A 5,296-nucleotide genomic window follows, 5' to 3' on the forward strand; every position below is an offset into this window, starting at 1 on the left:
GGGTCGATCCGCTCGGGCAGGTCGATCAACCCGCCCCAGCGCCGGGGGTGTTCGAGTGCGACGACGCGGCCCGAGGCCCCACAGTGCGGCCTGGGCCGGGCTGTGCACCGGCTCGGAGCGGCCGACGGACACCGCGCCTCGGGTGACGCACCACAGGGGGGCGTCGATCCCGGCGTCGCCGAGCGCCTGGAACGCGGTGGCCGTGCGGGCCGAGCCCCCGCCACCGTCCAACGCGTCGTCGTCATCGAGCGCGAGCAGGGAGAGCACCCCGGCGAACTCGCCCTCGGGCAGCCACTCGGCGAGCGATCCGCGGTCGGCCGCGGTGACCTCGACGCGTACGGTCGGCGCGCCGAGGCCGTCGATCACAGCGGTCTGCCACGTGTCGTCGGCGGATCCGGCCGGGGTGAGCACGAGCCACCGGCCGGGCAGGGCCTGCGACCTCGGCGTGGCGCTCGCCGGCTTCCAGATCGCCTGGTAGCGCAGTGCGTCGACGCTGGACCTGTCACGGCGGCGACGGCGCCACGACGACAGCGCAGGGGCCAGCACGCTCACCGCCTCGGCGTCGAGGTCGAGGGTGGCGGCCAGCGAGTCCGTGTCCTCGCGCTCCACCGCGGACCAGAAGTCGGCTTCCGTTCCGTCCCCGGCGGCGGGTGCCGCCGGGAGTGCGGGCTCCGCCCAGAAGCGCTGCCGCTGGAAGGCGTAGGTGGGCAGTTCGATGCGCCGTGCGCCCATTCCGGCGAAGAAGCCGGACCAGTCCACGGGCACGCCGCCCACGTGCGCGCCCGCCAGCGCGGCGGTGATGGCGGGCACCTCGTCGCGGTCGCGGCGCAGTGCCGGGATCACGGCGGTGCGTGGCAGTGCCTCGTCGTCCAGGCAGTCCTGGGCCATGGCGCTGAGCACCCCGTCCGGGCCGAGCTCGAGGAAGGTGCGTACGCCCCGCCCGGCGAGGGTGGCCATGCCGTCGGCGAAGCGGACGGTGCGGCGGGCGTGCCGCACCCAGTGGTCCGGGGAGCCCAGCTCCTCGTCGGTGGCGAGTTCGCCGGTGACGGTGGACACGAGGGGGATCGCCGCGGCGTGGTAGGTCACGCGCGCGGCGACGGCGGCGAAGTCGTCGAGCATGGCGTCCATGCGCGGCGAGTGGAAGGCGTGGCTCACCCGGAGCCGCTTGGTCCGCCTGCCGCGCGCCGCCAGGCCGGCCGCCATCGCCTCGACGGCGTCCTCGTCCCCGGCGATCACCAGCGAGGCCGGGCCGTTGACGGCGGCGATGGACACGCGGTCGGTGAGCAGCCCGGCGGCCTCGTCCTCGGCGGACTCGACGGCGACCATGGCCCCTCCGGCGGGCAGGTCCTCCATCAGCCGCCCGCGTGCGGCCACCAGCGTGCACGCGTCCTCCAGCGAGAACACGCCCGCGACGTGTGCCGCGGCCAGTTCGCCGACGGAGTGCCCGGCGAGGTAGTCGGGTGCGATGCCCCAGGATTCGAGCAGCCGGAACAGCGCCACCTCGATCGCGAACAGTGCGGGCTGGGTGTAGCCGGTCCGGTCGAGCAGCGCGGCCTCGGGTGTGCCGTCGTCCGCGAACACGACCTCGCGCAGCGGGCGGGCCAGCTCGGTGTCGAGGTGCGCCAGTACGGCGTCCAGCGCGTCGGCGAACACCGGGAACAAGCTCGTACAGCTCCCTTCCCATGCCGGGGACGCTGACCCCCCCTGCCCCGGTGAAACAGGTAGGCGAGCCGGGCCCCCGGCCCGTGCCGCCCCCCGCCGCCCGTGCACCACGCTCGCGTCGCTCAGGCCGTCGCGCAAGCCCCAGCAGGCCGCTGCGCAGGCCGTCCTGGTCGCGGGTGATGACGGCCGCGCGGTGTTCGAAAGCTCGACCGGTACAGCGCCTGTGAGTACGCCAGGTCCGTGAGGTGCGTTCCGGGCCGGTCCTCGATCAGGGACAGCAGCCGGCCGGCCTGCGCCCGCAGCGCGTCGTCGGTACGGCCGGACAGCACGAGGGGGACGATCTCCGCGCGAGGCCCGTCGGCGGGCTCGGCGGGTTCCTCGACGGGCGGTGCCTGTTCGAGAACGGTGTGCACATTGGTACCGCTGATACCGAACGAGGACACGCCGGCCCGGCGCGGCCGCCCGGTCCGCGGCCAGTCGGTGGGCTCGGTCAGCAGTTCCACCGCGCCCGCGGACCAGTCCACGTGGGACGACGGGGTGTCGGCGTGCAGGGTCGGGGGGAGGACCCCGTGGCGCAGCGCCATCACCATCTTGATCACGCTCGCCGCGCCGGAGGCGGCCTGGGTGTGTCCGATGTTGGACTTGATCGAGCCCAGCAGCAGCGGCCGCGTCCGGTCCTGCCCGTAGGCCGCCAGCAGCGCCTGCGCCTCGATCGGGTCACCGAGCGCGGTACCCGTGCCGTGGCCTTCGATCGCGTCGACGTCCGCCGCGGACAGCCCCGAGTTGGCCAGCGCCTGCCGGATCACGCGCTGCTGGGACGGCCCGTTGGGGGCGGTCAGGCCGTTGGACGCGCCGTCCTGGTTGACCGCGCTGCCGCGGACCACCGCGAGGACCGGGTGCCCGTTGCGCCGAGCGTCCGACAGCCGTTCCACGAGCACCATGCCGACGCCCTCGGCGAGCGCCATGCCGTCGGCGGAGTCCGCGTACGCCTTGCAGCGTCCGTCGGGGGCCAGCGCCCGCTGGCGGCTGAAGCCGATGAAGGTGTTCGGCGTGGACATGAGGCTCACGCCACCGGCGAGCGCGAGCGTGCTCTCGCCGTTGCGCAGCGACTGGCAGGCCAGGTGCAACGCCGTCAGCGAGGAGGAGCAGGCGGTGTCGAGGGTGACCGCGGGGCCCTCCAGGCCCAGCAGGTAGGAGACCCGGCCGGACAGCACGCTGGACAACGTGCCGGTGACCGCGTGCCCGTCCGGGCCCTCCGAGCCGTCCGCGCCGTCGCCGCCGGGCGCGCCGCCTGCCTGGTAGTCCTGGTAGCTGGCCCCGATGAACGCGCCGGTGAGGGTGGAACGCACGGTGTCGGGGACGATCCCGGCGCGCTCGAACGCCTCCCACGCGGTCTCCAGCAGGAGTCGCTGCTGCGGGTCCATGGTCATCGCCTCGCGCGGCGAGATGCCGAAGAAGACGGGGTCGAAGTCGGCGGCGTGGTGCAGGAAACCGCCTTGTGCGCTGTACGTACGACCCGGGGTGTCCGGGTCCGGGTCGTACAGGGCGTCGGTGGGCCAGCCGCGGTCGGCCGGGAATCCGGAGATCGCGTCCGTGCCCCCCATGACCAGTTCCCACAGCTCTTCCGGCGAATTGGCCTCGCCCGGGTAGCGGCAGCTCATGCCGATGATGGCGATCGGCTCGTCGGTGGTGGCGGACACGGCCGGGGCCGCGGTCCGCTGCTGGTCGCCGGTGATCCCGGTACGCAGGAACTCGGCCAGCGCCACCGGGGTCGGGTGGTCGAACACCATGGTCGCGGGCAGGCTGAGCCCGGTGATCGCGGCGAGCCGGTTCCGCAGGTCCACTGCGGTCAGGGAGTCGAAGCCGACCTCCCGGAAGGCGCGCCGCTCGGCCACCGTCTCGACGGAACCGTGGCCGAGCACGGCCGCGGCCTGGCCTCGTACGGTGTCCAGCAGCAGCCGGTCCCGCTCGACGGGCGGCAGAGCGGCCAGCTTCGCCGCAAACTCGCCGTCGCCCGCCCGCCCGGGCCTGCGCTTCGGCGGCCTCGACAGCCGTTCGCACCTCGGGCACCTCGTCGAACAGCGGCGTCGGGCGGACGGAGCCGAACACCGGGTAGTAGCGGTCCCAGTCGACATCGGCGATCGCGAGCACGGTCTCGTCGTCGTCCATCGCGCGCCGCATCCCGGTCAGCGCGAGGCCCGCGTCCATGAACTCCAGGCCGCTGCGCCGGACCTGGTCCGGGGCGACCCGGCCGATGCCGAGTTCGTTGGCCCAGATGCCCCAGTGGACGGACGTCGCGGTCAGGCCACGGGCGCGCCGGTTGGCGGCCAGCGCGGCGAGGTAGGCGTTGCCCGCCACGTACGCGGCGTGCTGGCCACTTCCCCACATGCCGGCGACGGACGAGAACAGCACGAAGGCGTCGAGTTCGGCGTCCGCCAGCAGCTCGTCCAGGTTCCGCGCACCGGCGACCTTGGCGTGCATGACCCTGGCGAACGCCGCCATGTCCGTCTCCGCCAGCGTGTGCAGCTCGATGACGGCGGCGGCGTGAATGACGGTGCGCGGGCTGTGGCCTTCGGCCGTCAGCCGGTCCAGCAGCGCGGCGAGCGCCTCGCGGTCGGTGATGTCACAGGCGGTGACGGTGGCTTCGGTGCCCTGCCCCGCCAATTCATCCACCAGCTCGGCGGCACCGGGCGCGGCCATGCCCCGGCGGCTGACCAGGACGATCCGTTCGGCGCCCTGCCTCGCCAGCCAGCGCGCGACATGCGGGCCCAGAGTGCCGGTGCCGCCGGTGACCAGCACCGTGCCGCGCGGTTCCCAGGTCCGGCGCGGCTCGCGGTCACCGGCCGGGGCGCGCACGACGCGCCGGGCCAGCACACCGGAGGTGCGCAGGGCGAGCTGGTCTTCGCCGCCCGTGGTCTCCGTTCCGGCCCCGGTCCCGGCTCCGGCCAGTATGGCCGCCAGCCGCTGCCCGCCCCGCTCGTCCAGGGTCTCCGGCAGGTCCACCGCTCCGCCGTAGAAGCGCGGGTGTTCCAGCGCGGCGGTCCAGCCCACGCCGAGCGTCTGCGCCTGGACCGGGCGGGTGACCCGGTCGGAACGCCCGGTGGAGACCGCGCCTCGGGTCAGGCACCACAGCGGTGCCTCGGCGCCGGTGTCCGCCAGGGCCTGTACGAGGGCAACGCCCAGGGCCGTGCCGGCGGCCAGCTCGGGATACGCCCGGCACGGCTCCTCGGCGGCGGCCAGCAGGGACACGAACCCGGCGATGCCACCGGCCTCGTCCACCCCGTCCACCTCATCTGTCTCGACCGCGTCCGCCAGTCGGGACGCCAGCACGGCACGGTCCAGGCAGGACTCGTCCAGCGCCACCCGGCGTACGCGTGCGCCGTGGGCCCGTAGGGCGACGACCACGTCGTCGCCGGTATCACCCTGGCCCGTACGGCCTTCGCCTTCGGCGGTGACGACCAGCCAGGTGCCCGAGAGCGTCGCCAGGGGCAGGGCGGGCAGCGGCGTCCAGGTGACCTGGTAGCGCCAGTCGTCCACGGTGGACTGCTCGTGCTTGCGGCGGCGCCAGGCGGTCAGTCCCGGCAGGATCGCGGGCGAGGGCCTCCTCGTCGACGTCCAGGCTCTCGGTCAGACC

2 pseudogenes are annotated in these 5,296 nt (G+C 74.5%); both read right to left on the minus strand.

The features are described from left to right. Positions 1-240: 240 nt before the first annotated feature. Positions 241-3,557, minus strand: a pseudogene (locus tag SSOG_RS58255) (type I polyketide synthase); the annotation flags it as partial. A gap of 433 nt (positions 3,558-3,990) precedes the next feature. After that, a pseudogene (locus tag SSOG_RS57845) lies at positions 3,991-5,199 on the minus strand (beta-ketoacyl reductase); the annotation flags it as partial. Between the last annotated feature and the right edge of the window lie 97 nt (positions 5,200-5,296).

It is taken from the genome of Streptomyces himastatinicus ATCC 53653, assembly GCF_000158915.1.
GTDB classification, from domain to species: Bacteria; Actinomycetota; Actinomycetes; order Streptomycetales; family Streptomycetaceae; genus Streptomyces; species Streptomyces himastatinicus.